General features: G+C 70.1%; 12 protein-coding genes and 1 rRNA gene. 10 read left to right on the top strand and 3 right to left on the bottom strand.

Annotated elements, in window-relative coordinates:
- Positions 1-3: 3 nt before the first annotated feature.
- On the bottom strand, positions 4-546 hold the full coding sequence (locus tag OHA84_RS15315; protein ID WP_078999266.1) for a metallopeptidase family protein: 543 nt from the start codon (positions 544-546) through the stop codon (positions 4-6).
- 112 nt (positions 547-658) lie between these two features.
- Between OHA84_RS15315 and OHA84_RS15310 the strand changes: the two genes are divergently transcribed.
- From OHA84_RS15310 to OHA84_RS15285, 6 genes are all read left to right on the top strand, one after another.
- Positions 659-1,033, top strand: coding sequence for a DUF3499 domain-containing protein (locus tag OHA84_RS15310; protein ID WP_053681310.1), 375 nt, complete (start codon positions 659-661; stop codon positions 1,031-1,033).
- A 91-nt stretch (positions 1,034-1,124) separates the two neighbouring features.
- Positions 1,125-2,495 (top strand): phosphomannomutase/phosphoglucomutase, encoded by a 1,371-nt coding sequence (locus OHA84_RS15305; RefSeq protein ID WP_266971235.1) that lies wholly within the window; start codon positions 1,125-1,127, stop codon positions 2,493-2,495.
- 111 nt (positions 2,496-2,606) lie between these two features.
- The gene (locus tag OHA84_RS15300; RefSeq protein WP_053681314.1) at positions 2,607-2,792 is read left to right on the top strand and encodes a Trm112 family protein; all 186 of its coding nucleotides are present in this window, start codon (positions 2,607-2,609) and stop codon (positions 2,790-2,792) included.
- An 82-nt stretch (positions 2,793-2,874) separates the two neighbouring features.
- Complete coding sequence (locus OHA84_RS15295) at positions 2,875-4,008, top strand: SIS domain-containing protein (RefSeq protein ID WP_053681316.1); 1,134 nt, start codon at positions 2,875-2,877, stop codon at positions 4,006-4,008.
- A gap of 53 nt (positions 4,009-4,061) precedes the next feature.
- Entirely contained in the window at positions 4,062-5,219 is a 1,158-nt protein-coding gene (gene manA / locus OHA84_RS15290) for a mannose-6-phosphate isomerase, class I (protein ID WP_053681318.1), read from the top strand.
- A gap of 94 nt (positions 5,220-5,313) precedes the next feature.
- Complete coding sequence (locus tag OHA84_RS15285) at positions 5,314-6,282, top strand: cation diffusion facilitator family transporter (RefSeq protein ID WP_053681320.1); 969 nt, start codon at positions 5,314-5,316, stop codon at positions 6,280-6,282.
- A 70-nt stretch (positions 6,283-6,352) separates the two neighbouring features.
- On the opposite strand, the gene OHA84_RS15280 is transcribed toward OHA84_RS15285, so the two are convergent.
- Entirely contained in the window at positions 6,353-8,455 is a 2,103-nt protein-coding gene (locus OHA84_RS15280; protein WP_266971239.1) for a fructose-specific PTS transporter subunit EIIC, read from the bottom strand.
- Between the two features lie 342 nt (positions 8,456-8,797).
- On the opposite strand from OHA84_RS15280, the gene ahcY reads away from it, so the two are divergent.
- Positions 8,798-10,234: an adenosylhomocysteinase gene (gene ahcY, locus OHA84_RS15275; protein WP_053681325.1), complete on the top strand. Its 1,437-nt coding sequence runs from the start codon at positions 8,798-8,800 to the stop codon at positions 10,232-10,234.
- A gap of 126 nt (positions 10,235-10,360) precedes the next feature.
- Positions 10,361-10,987, top strand: coding sequence for a hypothetical protein (locus tag OHA84_RS15270; protein WP_053681327.1), 627 nt, complete (start codon positions 10,361-10,363; stop codon positions 10,985-10,987).
- 18 nt (positions 10,988-11,005) lie between these two features.
- Here OHA84_RS15270 and OHA84_RS15265 read toward each other — a convergent pair whose 3' ends face one another.
- Complete coding sequence (locus OHA84_RS15265) at positions 11,006-11,947, bottom strand: RDD family protein (RefSeq protein WP_053681329.1); 942 nt, start codon at positions 11,945-11,947, stop codon at positions 11,006-11,008.
- Between the two features lie 114 nt (positions 11,948-12,061).
- Between OHA84_RS15265 and OHA84_RS15260 the strand changes: the two genes are divergently transcribed.
- Together OHA84_RS15260 and OHA84_RS15255 are read left to right on the top strand one after the other, a co-directional pair.
- Positions 12,062-13,069 (top strand): stage II sporulation protein M, encoded by a 1,008-nt coding sequence (locus OHA84_RS15260; protein ID WP_266971242.1) that lies wholly within the window; start codon positions 12,062-12,064, stop codon positions 13,067-13,069.
- Positions 13,070-13,664: 595 nt separating this feature from the next.
- Positions 13,665-15,189 (top strand): 16S ribosomal RNA (locus OHA84_RS15255).
- The last annotated feature ends 148 nt before the right edge of the window (positions 15,190-15,337 follow it).

Raw genomic sequence — 15,337 nt, 5'->3', positions numbered from 1 at the left:
CCGTCAGTCCTGCTGCCCGTACCGCGGATCCACGATCTCCGGCGAGAGCCCCAACAGCTCCGCCACCTGCTCCACCACGATCTCGTGCACCAGCACGGCCTTCTCGTCGCGCCCCTTCGCCCGGATCTCCACCGGCCGCCGGAACACCACGATCCGCGCCGGTCGCCCGTCCCGGGCCTCCACCAGCCCGCCGAGCGGCACCGCCTCGTCGTTCCAACCACCGTCCGCGCCACCCGGCGGCCCCGGCACGTCCGCGACCACGAACTCCACCTCGGCGAGCTGCGTCCAGCGCCGCTCCAACCGCTCCACGGAATCCCGTACGAGATCACCGAACAGCTCCGCCCGGCTCGCCGACAGCGGCACCTGAGGTGGCGCCACCGGCCCCCGCATCCCCCGCCCGTGGCGGTCGCGCCGCCGGGGCCTCGGCTCGTGGGGGGTCCCTTCGGGACTCGTGGGAATCGGGGGCTTCAGCGGGCTGTCCGTCACCCTCGCAGGGTAGCCGTCACCCTGCCCCCCGGCAGGGCCTCCCGGCGGGCACGGCCCCATGTCGTACCGCGAGCAATCCGGCCGGGGTCGGGGCCCGTTCAGGGCGACACGGGGGCGTACCCGGTGGGGGAGTCGTCGCGGCCCGGTCAAGAGTGCGGTACCGTCCAACGTCGTGAGCCTTGTACGTCGCTGTTCGCGCACCGCGTGCGGCCGCCCTGCCGTCGCCACACTGACGTACGTCTACGCCGACTCGACCGCAGTTCTCGGCCCGCTCGCCACCTACGCCGAACCCCACTGTTACGACCTGTGCGCCGAGCACTCCGAGCGCCTGACCGCCCCCCGGGGCTGGGACGTGGTGCGCCTGACCGACGGTTCGGCCCCCTCCCGCCCCAGCGGCGACGACCTCGAAGCCCTGGCCAACGCCGTGCGCGAGGCGGCCCGCCCGCACGACCGCGCGGCCCAGGCGGGCGGCTCCGGACCCGGCGCCCCCACCCCCGGCGAGACCCGAAGAGGACACCTGCGCGTCCTGCGCTCACCCGACTCCTGACCCCGCCCGCCGCCCCTCGGCTCCTCCGAAAGGGCGATCCGGGCACAGGGTAGGTTTGCCCCACCGCACGGATCCTTCAGGGGGGCAGGCAGTGGCCGCAGATCTTTCGAACATCGTCAAGGCGTACGACGTGCGCGGCGTCGTGCCCGACGAGTGGGACGAATCGCTGGCCGAACTGTTCGGCGCCGCCTTCGTCGAGGTCACCGGCGCCACCGCCATCGTGGTCGGCCACGACATGCGCCCCTCCTCGCCCGCCCTCTCCGGCGCCTTCGCCCGCGGCGCGGCCGCCCGCGGCGTGGACGTCACCCTGATCGGACTGTGCTCCACCGACCAGCTGTACTACGCCTCCGGCACGCTGGACCTGCCCGGCGCGATGTTCACCGCCTCGCACAACCCGGCCCGGTACAACGGCATCAAGCTCTGCCGCGCCGGCGCCGCCCCCGTGGGCCAGGACACCGGCCTCGCCACCATCCGCGAACTCGCCGAGAAGTGGACCGACGAGGGCGCCCCCGCCGTCCCCGCCGGCACCGTCCCGGGCACCATCACCGAGCAGGACACCCTCACCGGGTACGCCGACCACCTCAAGGCCCTGGTCGACCTCACGGCCGTCCGCCCCCTCAAGGTCGTCGTCGACGCGGGCAACGGCATGGGCGGACACACCGTCCCCACCGTCTTCGAGGGCCTCCCGCTGGACCTCGTCCCCATGTACTTCGAACTCGACGGGACCTTCCCCAACCACGAGGCGAACCCCCTCGACCCGAAGAACCTCGTCGACCTCCAGGCCCGCGTGCTCGCCGAGGGCGCCGACCTCGGACTCGCCTTCGACGGCGACGCCGACCGCTGCTTCGTCGTCGACGAGCGCGGCCAGGGCGTCTCCCCCTCCGCCATCACCGCCCTCGTCGCCGCCCGCGAACTGGCCCGCAACGGCGGCACCGGCGTCGTCATCCACAACCTGATCACCTCCTGGTCCGTCCCCGAAGTCGTCAAGGAACACGGCGGCACCCCCGTCCGCACCCGCGTCGGACACTCCTTCATCAAGCAGGAGATGGCCACCTCCGGCGCCATCTTCGGCGGCGAGCACTCCGCGCACTACTACTTCAAGGACTTCTGGAACGCGGACACCGGCATGCTCGCCGCGCTCCACGTCCTCGCGGCCCTCGGCGGCCAGCCCGGCCCCCTCTCCGACCTGGTCTCCTCCTACGACCGCTACGTCGGCTCCGGCGAGATCAACTCGACCGTCGCCGACCAGGCCGGCCGCACCGCCCTCGTCCGCAAGACCTACGGCACCCGGGACGACGCCACCGTCGACGAACTCGACGGCCTGACCGTGACCACCGCCGACTGGTGGTTCAACCTGCGCCCGTCCAACACGGAACCGCTGCTGCGCCTGAACGTCGAGGCCCGCGACACCGCGACCCTCGAAAAGATCCGCGACGAGGTCCTCGCGCTCGTCCGCGCGTAGCCACCCCGCCCCACAACAAGCCGCCGGCAGCACACCGGGCCGGGCCGCGTCACACGCGGCCCGGCGGTACGCTGACCTCGCCCAATCCGCATGTTCGAAGGGAAGCGCCCCATGCCGCTCGAAGCCGGCCTCCTGCAGATCCTCGCCTGTCCCGCCTGCCACTCGCCCCTCGACGACAAGTCGGCCGACGAGACCACCCCCGAGCTGATCTGCACCGGCCAGGACTGCGGCCTCGCGTACCCCGTCCGTGACGGCATCCCGGTCCTCCTCGTGGACGAGGCCCGCCGCCCCGCCTGACCCGCCCGCGCAGACGCTGAGACCGGTTCCGTCCCCCGGGGCCCTCGCCCCCGGGTCCGTCCACACACAGCCGGAGGCCGCCATGCTCGACGAGTCACTCCTCGACGACCCGGACGCCCTGGTCCGCGCCGACCGCCGGGGCCTGCTCCGCGGCGCCGCCGACGCCGGAGCCAGGGTCCGCACCGCCGCCCGGCACGCCGCCGAGGCCGGCCTGGCCGACCTGCGGCCCGACGGCCGCCCCCGCGCCGTGCTCATCGCCGGCTCCGGCACCGCCGCAACCGGCGTCGCCGACCTGCTCGGCGCCCTCGCCGGCGCGTCCGCGCCCGTCGTCCGCCTGGACCCCACCGGCGTCGCCCACGCCTCCGGCGCCCTGCGCTGGACGCTGCCCGGCTGGGCCGGACCGGTCGACCTGCTGCTCATCGCCACCACCGACGGAACCGAGCCCGGACTGGGCCTCCTCGCCGAGCAGGCCTACCGCCGCGGCTGCACCGTCGTCGCCGTCGCCCCCGAACGCTCCCCGCTGACCGAGTCCGTCGACGGCGCCCACGGAGTGCTCGTACCGATGGCCCGGGCCCCGTACCAGGAGTACGACGAATCCGCCGCGGCCGGCCCCGGCGCCCTGTGGGCCCTGCTCACCCCGCTGCTGGTCCTCCTCGACAAGGTCGGACTCGTCACCGCGGCCCCCGCCACCCTCCAGCTCGTCGCCGACCGGCTCGACCGCACCGCGGAGCGCTGCGGACCGGCCATCGTCACCTACTCCAACCCGGCCAAGACCCTCGCCTCCGAACTCGCCGAATCCCTCCCGCTCATCTGGAGCGAAGGCCTCGGAGCCGGCCCGGCCGGACGCCGGTTCGCCGCGACCCTCGCCGAACTCGCCGGCCGGCCCGCCCTCGCCGCCGAACTCCCCGAGGCACTGCCCGCACACGGCGTGCTCCTCGCCGGGGCCCTCGCCGCCGGCGCCGACCCCGACGACTTCTTCCGCGACCGCGTCGACGAACCCCAGGCCCTGCGCGCCCGCGTCGTCCTGCTGCGCGACCGACCCACCGGCGGCCTCAGCGCCGCACCCGCCGCCCGCGAGCTCGCCCTCGGCCACGACACGGCCATCAGCGAACTCGAACCGGAGGAGGGAACCGAGTTGGAACAGCTCGCCGAACTCCTCGCCATCACCGACTTCGCCACCGCCTACCTGGCGTTGGCGTCAGGGGGACACCGCTGAGGCACACCCGTGCCCGCCTGCCCAGCCCCACATCAAGACCCAGGAAGACGACGATGGACCGTCTGACGAACACCATCCGCCCCTACGCCTGGGGATCGACCACCGCGATCCCCGCCCTCCTCGGGGTCGAGCCCACCGGTGAACCCCAGGCCGAGATGTGGATGGGCGCCCACCCCGGCGCCCCGTCCCGCCTCGATCGCGGAGCCGGCGAGGTCAGCCTCTCGGACGTCATCGCCGCCGACCCCGAGCGCGAGCTCGGCGCCGCCACCGTCGCCAGGTTCGGCCCCCGACTGCCCTTCCTCCTCAAGCTCCTCGCCGCCGGGGCCCCGCTCTCCCTCCAGGTCCACCCCGACCTGGAACAGGCCAGGGCCGGCTTCGCGGACGAGGAGCGCCGCGGCGTCCCGATCGACGCGGGCCAGCGCAACTACAAGGACGCCAACCACAAGCCCGAGATGATCTGCGCCCTCACCCCCTTCGACGGCCTGTGCGGCTTCCGCGCCCCGCTGGAGACCGCGGAACTCCTCGCCGGCCTGGAGGTCGACTCCCTCAAGCCGTACGTCGACCTGCTGCACGCCCACCCCGAAGAGGCCGCGCTGCGCGAGGTCCTCACCGCCGTCCTCACCGCCGACCGCACGGAGATGGCCCGAACCGTCACCGAGGCCGCGGCCGCCGCCGCGCGCCTCGGCGGCCGCTACGCCCCGTACGCGGCACTCGTCCACGACTACCCGGGGGACCCCGGCGTCATCGCGGCCATGCTGCTCAACCACGTACGGCTCCAGCCCGGCGAGGCCATGTTCCTCGGCGCCGGCGTCCCACACGCCTACATCGACGGACTCGGCGTCGAGCTGCTCGCCAACTCCGACAACGTGCTGCGCGCGGGCCTCACCCCCAAGCACGTCGACGTTCCCGAGCTGCTGAAGATCGTCGGCTTCGAGTCCGGCGACCCCGCGGTGCAGCGCCCCGAAGGCGGCGCCGAGGAGGTCTACGAGACCCCCATCGACGAGTTCCGGCTCTCCCGCTTCCTCCTCGCCCCCGGCGGCGCCCCCCGGTCCCTCCCCGACACGGCCCCGCAGATCCTGCTCTGCACCGCCGGCGCCCCGCAGGCCGGCGAACTGACCCTGGCCCCAGGCGAGTCCGTCTTCGTACCGGCCGGCGAAATGGTCGAACTGTCCGGTAGCGGTACCGTCTTCCGCGCCACCGTCGTGGTCTGACGTACCGTCCCTACCGGCGGCTGCGACAATATGCGGCCGTAGCGCGGCTCCCCGGCCCAGGGGCGCCGCATCGAGGAAGGGACACCCAGCACCCATGAGCGCGTCGGGCGGTACCAGGGCGATCGTGGCGGCACTCGCCGCCAACCTCGCCATCGCCGTAGCCAAGTTCGTGGCCTACGTCTTCAGCGGCTCGTCGTCGATGCTCGCGGAGAGCGTTCACTCGCTCGCGGACTCCGGCAACCAGGGGCTGCTGCTCCTCGGCGGCAAGAAGGCCAAGCGCGAGGCCACCCCCCAACACCCCTTCGGGTACGGGCGCGAGCGCTACATCTACGCCTTCCTGGTGTCCATCGTGCTGTTCACCGTCGGTGGCATGTTCGCCATCTACGAGGGCATCGAGAAGATCAACCACCCGCACCCGATCGAGCAGTGGTACTGGCCGATCGGCGTCCTCGTCTTCGCGATCATCGCGGAGTCCTTCTCCTTCCGCACCGCCATCAAGGAGTCGAACGAGATCCGCGGCTCGCTCACCTGGGCCCAGTTCGTCAAGCGCGCCAAGGCCCCCGAGCTTCCCGTCGTCCTCCTCGAAGACCTCGGCGCGCTCATCGGCCTGGTCCTCGCCCTCGGCGGCGTCGGTCTGGCCCTGGCCACCGGCGACGGCGTGTGGGACGGCATCGGCACCCTCTGCATCGGCGTCCTGCTGATCATCATCGCCATCGTGCTCGCCGCCGAGACCAAGTCGCTGCTGCTGGGCGAGGCCGCCGGCACCGAGGACGTCGACAAGATCACGGCCGCCCTGGTCGACGGTGACGTGGTCACCGGCGTCATCCACATGCGCACCCTGCACCTCGGCCCCGAGGAACTGCTCGTCGCCGCGAAGATCGCCGTCCGGCACGACGACACCGCGACCGAGGTGGCCAACGCCATCAACGAGGCCGAGGCCCGCATCCGCGCCGCGGTCCCGATCGCCCGGGTGATCTACCTGGAGCCGGACATCTACAACGCCGAGGCCGCCGCGGCCGGCGCCAACCCCGCGGCCACCCCCGGCGGCGATCCCGCCCACTGACACACCCCGAGAACGTGCGAAGGCCCCCGCCGCCCACCGGCCGCGGGGGCCTTCGCACGTCCCGGCCCGGCTACGCGATCTCGCGCAGCACCGCGAGGACGGCCCGCTCGTCCGGTGCGGACCGCAGTCGGGCCCGGAAGTCGATGTCCATCAACTTGCGGGACAACAGGGCCAGGATCCGCAGGTGTTCGTCACCGGCGGCCGCCTCCGGCACCGAGATCATGAAGACCAGGTGGGCCTTCGTACCGTCCGGCGCACCCCACTCGACGCCCTCGTCGGACCGGGCGAAGCCGACCGTGGGGCTCGTCACCGCGTCCGTCTTGGCGTGCGGGATCGCGATCGACTCGCCGAGCCCCGTCGCCCCCCGCGCCTCCCGGGCGAGGGCGACCCGTACCAGCTCCTCCACGTCACGGACGTTGCCGGTGGCCGCGAGCATCTCCGCCATCTCGCGGATCGCCGCCTCCTTGGTGTCCGCGACCAGCTCCGTCCTCACGGTCCGCGCGGTCAGGTACCCGGAGAGCACCTCGGCCCCACCGTCTTCCGCGCCGTCGTCCGTGCCGGCCGAAGGCCCCGCCACGACCGTCGTGTTCGCGGTCGCCTTCGCGCCGCCGGCACCGGCACCGGCGGCCCGCGGGGCCGGGACCGACCCCTCGGTCGCGCCCGCCGCACCCGCGCCCACCCCGACGAGCACCGGCTCGGGCACCGCGCCCGGTACCGGCGCGGAGGAACGGCTCCGCCGCTCCTTGATCCCGATCAGCGCGTTGGTCGTCAGCGCGGTGACCGCGACACCCGCGGCGATGGCGACGAAGAACATCGCGAGACCGCTCACCGCGCCGAACAGCGCGACGATCGGACCGCCGTGCGGCACCGAGTTCTCGACCCCGGCCATGCCCGCGACGGCGCCGGCCACCGCCCCGCCGAGCATGTTCGCCGGGATCACCTGCGCCGGTCGCGCCGCGGCGAACGGGATGGCGCCCTCGGATATGCCGAAGAAGCCCATGAAGAGAGCGGCGATGCCCGTCTCCCGCTCCTGATCGCCGTAGAGCTTGCGCCGCAGCAGCGTGGCCAGGCCCTGGCCGAGCGGCATGACCGGGATGGCGGCGGCGGCCATGCCCATGACGGCATTGTTCGTGCCGATGAGACCCACGGCGACGAGGAAGGCCGTCTTGTTGACCGGACCGCCCATGTCGAAGGCGATCATCAGGCCGATGAGGGCGCCGAGCACGATCGCGCTGGAGCCGGTCATCCCGTTCAGCCAGTCGGTCAGGTGCGTGAACACCCAGGAGATCGGCCGCCCGATCACGTAGATGTAGAGCAGACCGAGAGCCAGCGTCGAGACGATCGGGATCACGATGATCGGCATGATCGGCTGGACGAACCTCGGGACCTTGACCTTCTTGATCCAGATCACCAGGTAGCCGGCGAGGAAGCCCGTCGCGATGGCGCCCAGGAACCCCGCGTTCGCCTCCGCCCCGTAGACGGTCGTGGCCTCCGCGGCCAGGAAACCGCCGAGCATGCCCGGCACCAGCGCGGGCCGGTCACCCAACGCGAAGGCGATGTACCCGGAGAAGATCGGCAGCATCAGCTTGAAGCCGAGGCCGCCGAGGGCGTTCACGTAGAACCAGAACGACCCCTCGTCGAAGGTGATGCCCTTCGCGGACGAGTGGCCGCCGAGCGCGATCGAGACGGCGAGCAGCAGACCGCCCACCACCACGAACGGGATCATGTGCGAGACGCCGTTCATCAGCGCCTTGTACGCGGCGCTGCGCTCGTTGCCGCCGCCCCCGGAGTTCTCCGACGACGTCGCCCCCGACTGCACCGGCGCGCTCCGCACCCGCTCGATCAGCTCCTCGGGCCGGTGGATCCCGTCCGCCACCCCCGTCGACAGGACCCGCTTGCCCGCGAACCGCGTGCGATCGACCTCCTTGTCGGCGGCGATGATGATCCCGTCCGCCTCCTTGACATCGTTGTCATCGAGTACGTTCTCGGCCCCTATGGACCCCTGGGTCTCCACCTTGATGTCGACGCCGAGCCGCTCCGCGGCCTGCTGGAGCTTCTCCGCCGCCATGTAGGTGTGCGCGATCCCCGTGGGGCACGCGGTCACGGCGAGCAGCTTCAGGCGCTTGCCCACGCTCTCGCCCCCGCCACCGGGAGGGCCTGCCGGACTGGTCACTGAGATCTCCTTCGTGCCGTAGGTCCTGCGGGATCGCACTCACGACCCGATCCACCGCATCCTTCTACACGCGAGGGGCCGACCAAAAGACCGAAAGGCCCTGAACCCCTGCGCCGGACGGCCCGAGTCCGCTTGGCACTTCTTCTCCGGCCCGCTGGGGCTCACCGGGCCGGTCGGTGTAGATTCGTCACCAGTGTCAGGCGTCGCTGCTGATGGCGGTCGGGCGGTCCTCGTGACCGGCCGAGGGGAGAGAGGGCCCCCGACGGACTGTGCTCGGTGCACGGGTCCGCCCATGCACGGCTCAGCCGTACCCACCCTCTCGAACCATGAGGAGCAGCACCCATGGACTTCAAGGTCGCAGACCTCTCCCTCGCCGCCTTCGGCCGCAAGGAGATCACCCTGGCCGAGCACGAGATGCCCGGCCTGATGTCGATCCGCGCCGAGTACGCCGAGGCCCAGCCGCTGGCCGGCGCCCGCATCACCGGCTCCCTGCACATGACCGTGCAGACCGCCGTGCTCATCGAGACCCTCGTCGCCCTCGGCGCCGACGTCCGCTGGGCCTCCTGCAACATCTTCTCCACCCAGGACCACGCGGCCGCCGCCATCGCGGTCGGCCCGAACGGCACCCCGGAGAACCCGCAGGGCGTCCCCGTCTACGCCTGGAAGGGCGAGACGCTGGAGGAGTACTGGTGGTGCACGGAGCAGGCGCTGACCTGGCCGAACACCCCCACCGGCGGCCCGAACATGATCCTCGACGACGGTGGTGACGCCACCCTCCTCGTCCACAAGGGCGTCGAGTTCGAGAAGGCCGGCGCGGCCCCGGACCCGTCGACGGCGGACTCCGAGGAGTACGCCCACATCCTCACCCTGCTGAACCGCACCCTCGGCGAGTCCCCGCAGAAGTGGACGCAGCTCGCGTCCGAGATCCGCGGCGTGACCGAGGAGACCACCACCGGCGTCCACCGCCTGTACGAGATGATGGCCGAGGGCACCCTGCTCTTCCCGGCGATCAACGTGAACGACGCCGTCACCAAGTCGAAGTTCGACAACAAGTACGGCTGCCGCCACTCCCTCATCGACGGCATCAACCGCGCCACCGACGTCCTCATCGGCGGCAAGGTCGCGGTCGTCTTCGGCTACGGCGACGTCGGCAAGGGCTGCGCCGAGTCCCTCCGCGGCCAGGGCGCCCGCGTCATCGTCACCGAGATCGACCCGATCTGCGCCCTCCAGGCGGCCATGGACGGCTACCAGGTCGCGACCCTGGACGACGTCGTGGAGACGGCCGACATCTTCATCACGACCACGGGCAACAAGGACATCATCATGGCCTCGGACATGGCCAAGATGAAGCACCAGGCCATCGTCGGCAACATCGGCCACTTCGACAACGAGATCGACATGGCCGGCCTGGCCAAGATCGACGGCATCGTCAAGGACGAGGTCAAGCCCCAGGTCCACACCTGGAAGTTCCCCGACGGCAAGGTCCTCATCGTCCTCTCCGAGGGCCGCCTGCTGAACCTCGGCAACGCGACCGGCCACCCCTCCTTCGTCATGTCGAACTCCTTCGCGGACCAGACCCTGGCCCAGATCGAGCTCTTCACGAAGCAGGCGGAGTACCCCACCGACGTCTACGTGCTCCCCAAGCACCTCGACGAGAAGGTGGCCCGCCTCCACCTCGACGCCCTCGGCGTCCGCCTCACCACCCTGCGCCCCGAGCAGGCCGCCTACATCGGCGTCAAGGTCGAAGGCCCGTACAAGGCCGACCACTACCGCTACTGATCCCCGACGGATCCGCGGCACGGCACCACAGGCAGGCCCCCGGCACCACGCCGGGGGCCTGCCCCGTCCCCGCCCCCAGGCCCCCGACCACCCAGGCCCCTGCGGCCATCCGAGAATTGGGACCCGATGCCCCGCGGCCGCTACTCGCTCCACGACCCGCACGACCACACGCCCCTCGGCGAGGAACACTTCCACTGCGCGCCCGGCCCCTCCGGATGGCGCTACGTGGCCCAGCGCACCACCCCGAACGGCGATCACGCCGGCTCGGTGGACCTGGCCGTCGACGAGATCGGCCGCCCCATCCGGCTGGAGGTCAACGCCTCCGGCTGGCAGGTCCGCGGCGCCGCCATCGACGGCGTCACCTGGGTCCGCACCGATCCCGCCGGCGCGGAGGCCACCGAGGGCAACGTCCGGGCGCCCGGATTCACCGGCACCTCGCCGGCCTTCCTCATCGCGACGACCCGCCTGCTGCGCCTGACCCCGGGCGATCCCGCCACCCGCGTGCGGCTCCTGGCCCTGACCGACCCGGTCCTCGCCGCCCGCACGGTCGACCAGGCCTGGGAGCTCACCGGCCGCGAGGAACACCCCACCGACAGCGGCCCGCTCGCCGTGGACGCGTACCGCGTCACGGCCCTGGACACCGGCGAGGTGCACACCGTGCACATCGCCGGCGATGTCGTCCTCTCCGCCCCCGGCATCGAACTCGAACACCTGGAGACCCCGCCCTCGACGTTCGAGGACCCGGCCCCGTAGTCCCTCGCGGTCACCGCCTCACGCGGGCGGCGCGAACCCGGTCCCGCCGCGCGGCGGCTCGACGGGGGAGCCCTGCGCCGGAGCGACCACCGCGGGGTGGACGACCGGCGCGACCACCGGCGCCGTCACCACCGGCGCGGGCACCGCGGGCATCGCTCCGTACGGGACGGGAGCCGCCGCGGCCTGCGCTCCGTACGCGGCCGGCCGCGGAGCCGCCCGGAAGGCCCGCGCCGCGTCGCGCGACTGCCGCTCGTGCACGACGGCCATCAGGAACGCGGCGGCCGGCACCCCCGCCGGCGGCGGGGTCCCGGTACGCGCCACGACCTCGTCCGCGAGCTTCGCCGCCATCGCGGCGCCCGTGTGCGGGTCCAGCTGGTTCATACGCGTCAGGTACTGCCTGATCGTCAGCCACAGTCCGTCCGGTACGGCCGACAGGTCCAGTCCCGTGAACCGTCCCGCCAGCCACGGCGGCGGCGGAGGAACCGGCATGACCCGCGCTCCGGGCACCCGCTCCCGGACCACGAGCGTCCCAGCGAACACGTCGCCGAGCCGTCGCCCGCGCGACGACACCAGCGAGGCGATGCACGCCACGCTCCCGAAGGTGATCAGCAACTCCACGACGCCCATCGCCCCGCGCACCAGCGCGTGCCGGAACCGGATGGGTCCGCCGTCCTCCCGCACCACGCGCAGCCCCAGCGCCAACTTCCCGAGCGAGCGTCCGTGGGTGAGCGTCTCCACGGCGATCGGGACACCGACCAGCACCAGCAGGAACATGCCCACCGACACGGCGGCCTGGGCCGCGTCGTCCAGCGAGGCCGTCGCGAACACGATGCCGATCGAGACGAGCAGGTACCCGGCGCCGTAGACGAGCGCGTCCAGACAGATCGCCAGCGCCCGGCTCGGCAGTCTCGCAGGCCTCAACCCCAGGACGACCGCGTCCCCCGTCACCAGATCGCTCACTGACGCGCACCCTTCATCCGCCCTGACCCGCCCCTGTTTCCCCCAGTCTGCCAAGCTGACCACAGGAGAAGTAAGCCGTAACGGCTGGGCTGGGGCAGGGGAGCGGTAAACGGAATGGATGTCGACGTCTTCGTGGCGGCCCACCAGGCGCAGTGGGCGCGTCTGGAACAGCTCCTCGGCCGGGGCCGTCGGCTCACGGGCGAGGAGGCGGACGAACTCGTCTCGCTCTACCAGCGCACCTCCACCCACCTGTCCCTGATCCAGTCGAGCGCCCCGGACCCGATGCTCATCGGCCGTCTCACGCAGCTCGTCGCGCGCGCCCGCGCCGCCGTCACCGGCGCCCGCCGCGCCGGCTGGCGCGACGCCGCCCGCTTCTTCACGGCCGGTTTCCCGGCCGCCGTCTACCGCAGCCGCCGCTGGTGGATCCCCACGGCCGTCCTCTCGATAGCCGTCGGCGTCCTGCTCGGCTGGTGGATAGCCACCAACCCCGAGGCACAGAGCGTCATCGCCGCACCGGACGACCTGAGGCGACTCACCAAGCCGGGTGGCGAGTACGAGACGTACTACTCCAGCCATCCCGCGGCCTCCTTCGCCGCCAAGGTCTGGACGAACAACGCGCAGGCGGCCGCGATGTGCCTGGTCCTGGGCGCGTTCCTGGGGCTGCCGGTTCTCTGGATCCTGTTCCTGAACATGGCCAACCTCGGCGTCGGCATCGGTCTGATGGCTTCGGCCGGTCGCCTCGACGTCTTCCTGGGCCTGATCCTTCCGCACGGCCTGCTCGAACTGACCGCGGTCTTCGTCGCCGCCGGCATGGGCCTGCGCCTGGGGTGGACGGTCATCGACCCCGGGCCCCGCACCCGCCGCGCCGCCCTCGCCGAACAGGGCAGAGCCGCCCTCGGCATGGCCATCGGCCTCGCCTTCATCCTCTTCATCTCCGGCCTCATCGAGGGCTTCGTCACTCCGTCCGGCCTCCCCACCTGGGCCCGCATCACCATCGGCGTCGCCGCCGAGGCCGCCTTCCTGGTTTACGTCTACGTCCTGGGCGGCCGCGCCGCCCGAGCCGGCGACGTGGGCGACGTAGAGGAAGCCGACCAGACGGCGACGCTCCCCACCGCGGCCTGATGTGCGGACGAGCCGGCCGAGCTGCTAGTCTCCTCGTCGTCCCGCAAACACCGTTGACACGGTCGCAGCGGGGAGGTAGATTCGAACGGTTGCCTCGAACTGGACAAGTTCGGCAGTGATGGTTTAACGTCTCTCTCGCCCCCAGGAATTGAATTCCGAGTGGGCACAATCGACTCTTCTTCCAGAAAGTCTGAAGCCGGGAAATCCGGTGGAAAACCTCTGATAGAGTCGGACTCGCCGGAAAGGGAAACGCGAAAGCGAAGAACTGGAAAGCGAAACCCGCTTCGACCGGGAATCGGACACGAAAGAGTCTGATAGAGTCGGAAACGAAGGAAGCGCCCGGAGGGCCTGGAAACAGGAACGAAGGAAGCGTCCGTTCCTTGAGAACTCAACAGCGTGCCAAAAATCAACGCCAAAAGTTGATACCCCGTCCATTTCGGTGGATGAGGTTCCTTTGAAAAAGACCTGTGAGGTCGCAGCTTTCGGGTTGTGGTGCTTGCAGGCGATTACACAGCGAGGATGCAGTGGTCGATCGGTCTTATTCCGACATGATCGGCCCGCTCTAAGTGCGTGTGCACCCGATTACGGGTAAACATTCATGGAGAGTTTGATCCTGGCTCAGGACGAACGCTGGCGGCGTGCTTAACACATGCAAGTCGAACGATGAAGCCCTTCGGGGTGGATTAGTGGCGAACGGGTGAGTAACACGTGGGCAATCTGCCCTTCACTCTGGGACAAGCCCTGGAAACGGGGTCTAATACCGGATAACACTCCTGCCTGCATGGGTGGGGGTTAAAAGCTCCGGCGGTGAAGGATGAGCCCGCGGCCTATCAGCTTGTTGGTGGGGTAATGGCCCACCAAGGCGACGACGGGTAGCCGGCCTGAGAGGGCGACCGGCCACACTGGGACTGAGACACGGCCCAGACTCCTACGGGAGGCAGCAGTGGGGAATATTGCACAATGGGCGAAAGCCTGATGCAGCGACGCCGCGTGAGGGATGACGGCCTTCGGGTTGTAAACCTCTTTCAGCAGGGAAGAAGCGAAAGTGACGGTACCTGCAGAAGAAGCGCCGGCTAACTACGTGCCAGCAGCCGCGGTAATACGTAGGGCGCAAGCGTTGTCCGGAATTATTGGGCGTAAAGAGCTCGTAGGCGGCTTGTCACGTCGGATGTGAAAGCCCGAGGCTTAACCTCGGGTCTGCATTCGATACGGGCTAGCTAGAGTGTGGTAGGGGAGATCGGAATTCCTGGTGTAGCGGTGAAATGCGCAGATATCAGGAGGAACACCGGTGGCGAAGGCGGATCTCTGGGCCATTACTGACGCTGAGGAGCGAAAGCGTGGGGAGCGAACAGGATTAGATACCCTGGTAGTCCACGCCGTAAACGTTGGGAACTAGGTGTTGGCGACATTCCACGTCGTCGGTGCCGCAGCTAACGCATTAAGTTCCCCGCCTGGGGAGTACGGCCGCAAGGCTAAAACTCAAAGGAATTGACGGGGGCCCGCACAAGCAGCGGAGCATGTGGCTTAATTCGACGCAACGCGAAGAACCTTACCAAGGCTTGACATATACCGGAAAGCATTAGAGATAGTGCCCCCCTTGTGGTCGGTATACAGGTGGTGCATGGCTGTCGTCAGCTCGTGTCGTGAGATGTTGGGTTAAGTCCCGCAACGAGCGCAACCCTTGTCCTGTGTTGCCAGCATGCCCTTCGGGGTGATGGGGACTCACAGGAGACCGCCGGGGTCAACTCGGAGGAAGGTGGGGACGACGTCAAGTCATCATGCCCCTTATGTCTTGGGCTGCACACGTGCTACAATGGCCGGTACAATGAGCTGCGATACCGTGAGGTGGAGCGAATCTCAAAAAGCCGGTCTCAGTTCGGATTGGGGTCTGCAACTCGACCCCATGAAGTCGGAGTTGCTAGTAATCGCAGATCAGCATTGCTGCGGTGAATACGTTCCCGGGCCTTGTACACACCGCCCGTCACGTCACGAAAGTCGGTAACACCCGAAGCCGGTGGCCCAACCCGTAAGGGAGGGAGCTGTCGAAGGTGGGACTGGCGATTGGGACGAAGTCGTAACAAGGTAGCCGTACCGGAAGGTGCGGCTGGATCACCTCCTTTCTAAGGAGCACAGTACCGATTGCAGACAAATGTTCTGCACGGTCAGCTCATGGGTGGAACGTTGATTATTTGGCACGGTCTTCCAAGACATTCTGCAAGTACTGCCCTCGGGCGTGGAAAGCGGTGATGGTCGCGGAGGGTCGTGCCT

Source organism: Streptomyces sp. NBC_00513, from assembly GCF_041431415.1.
Taxonomy (GTDB): Bacteria; Actinomycetota; Actinomycetes; order Streptomycetales; family Streptomycetaceae; genus Streptomyces.
Note: the sequence above shows the minus strand (reverse complement) of the source record. Positions and strands in the feature narration are given on the sequence as shown.

What these genes read in the sequence shown, in the direction of transcription:
- OHA84_RS15295 (WP_053681316.1), top strand. Translation starts at nt 2,875, where the DNA reads ATGCTCGACGAGTCACTCCTCGACGACCCGGACGCCCTGGTCCGCGCC.
- OHA84_RS15285 (WP_053681320.1), top strand. Translation starts at nt 5,314, where the DNA reads ATGAGCGCGTCGGGCGGTACCAGGGCGATCGTGGCGGCACTCGCCGCC.
- OHA84_RS15260 (WP_266971242.1), top strand. Translation starts at nt 12,062, where the DNA reads ATGGATGTCGACGTCTTCGTGGCGGCCCACCAGGCGCAGTGGGCGCGT.
- ahcY (WP_053681325.1), top strand. Translation starts at nt 8,798, where the DNA reads ATGGACTTCAAGGTCGCAGACCTCTCCCTCGCCGCCTTCGGCCGCAAG.
- OHA84_RS15270 (WP_053681327.1), top strand. Translation starts at nt 10,361, where the DNA reads ATGCCCCGCGGCCGCTACTCGCTCCACGACCCGCACGACCACACGCCC.
- manA (WP_053681318.1), top strand. Translation starts at nt 4,062, where the DNA reads ATGGACCGTCTGACGAACACCATCCGCCCCTACGCCTGGGGATCGACC.
- OHA84_RS15300 (WP_053681314.1), top strand. Translation starts at nt 2,607, where the DNA reads ATGCCGCTCGAAGCCGGCCTCCTGCAGATCCTCGCCTGTCCCGCCTGC.
- OHA84_RS15315 (WP_078999266.1), bottom strand. Translation starts at nt 546, where the DNA reads ATGGGGCCGTGCCCGCCGGGAGGCCCTGCCGGGGGGCAGGGTGACGGC.